Origin of the sequence: Halomonas colorata, assembly GCF_014897985.1 — a bacterium.
GTDB classification, from domain to species: Bacteria; Pseudomonadota; Gammaproteobacteria; order Pseudomonadales; family Halomonadaceae; genus Vreelandella; species Vreelandella colorata.
Genome location: NZ_JABUZA010000103.1, coordinates 1 through 1,236 on the forward strand (window position 1 = coordinate 1; position 1,236 = coordinate 1,236).

Consider the following 1,236-nt stretch of genomic DNA (forward strand, 5'->3'; position numbering starts at 1 on the left):
GGTGAGTTCAACCGGTCAACGCAAATATGCTTTGCAGCTTCTCCACAGGTGTCAGGTAGTCGAGCGTTTTCCTCGGTCGTTCATTCAGCTTCCTGGCAAATTCATTTAACTGCTCCTGGGAATAGCCCGATAAATCGGTCTTTTTCGGGAAATACTGGCGCAACAGCCGATTGGTGTTTTCGTTGCTACCTCGTTGCCAGGGGCTCTGCGGGTCACAGAAATAAACCTGCATGTCGGTCGCAAGCGTAAATTTCCTGTGGTTACCCAGCTCACCCCCTCGATCCCAAGTCAGGGTTCTCTTCAATTCCTCGGGGAGCTGGCCGACCTCCCGACAAAGCGCCGAAACAACACTTTCCGTATCTTTGCCGCCGACATGAACCAGCATTGTAAATCTAGACTGCCGTTCTACAAGCGTCGCAATATGTGAATTCTTGGATCCTGATATCAGGTCTCCCTCCCAATGGCCAGGAACAGCCCTGTCTTCAACCTCTTTTGGCCGAGCACGGATAGAAACTAAATCTGAGATGCTGGTGCGGGATTCTGCCTCTTCAGAGCTACTGTGCCGTGATCGACGCATACCGCGCCTTGATCGGAGGTGTTTAACAAGCTCTTTCTTCAGAACACCTCGAGCTTGAATAAAGAGACTTCGGTAAATCGTTTCATGGGACACATGCATCGACTTGTCATCCGGGAACTGGCGTTTTAGCCAGCCTGCTACTTGTTCTGGAGACCAGTCAATGCTCAGCTTTTCGGCAACGGCTGCACGAAGGGACTCATTCAACGAGAGAAGACATTTTTTCGGACGTTTTGACTGGGTCCAGGCACGCCGATCTGCCACGTTCGCCCTGTACCGGCTTCTTCCTCCGTTCCGACTTACCTCTCGACTTATGGTTGAGGTAGACCGTCCAATCGAGTCGGCGATCTGAGTCAATGTCAGTCCCGCTGAGATACCTCTTGAAATCTCTTCGCGCTCAGAGCTGCTAAGCACTCTCGCTGACCTGGAACGTCCCATCGGGGCAATACCACCATGTATGGCGAGCATTCCAGTAATCGATCCAGCATGCTTTCCAAGGGCTCTGCCGATCTCGCTAAGCGACTGCCCTTTCTTCCATCGAGCCCATAGCTCCTGCTTCTGCTGGTAGGTCAGTCCCCTGGTCTTTGATACTTGCTTCTGCATTCTGAAAGCCCCGATAGTTACCAGTGTGCATTATGTTGCACTGACCGATTGAATCTACC

General features: G+C 51.9%; 1 protein-coding gene. It reads right to left on the bottom strand.

All coding sequences use genetic code 11. The annotated features are described in order from the left end of the window. Positions 1–7: 7 nt before the first annotated feature. Positions 8–1,177, bottom strand: coding sequence for an IS30 family transposase (locus INT33_RS20965; RefSeq protein WP_193092939.1), 1,170 nt, complete (start codon positions 1,175–1,177; stop codon positions 8–10). Positions 1,178–1,236 lie beyond the last annotated feature (59 nt).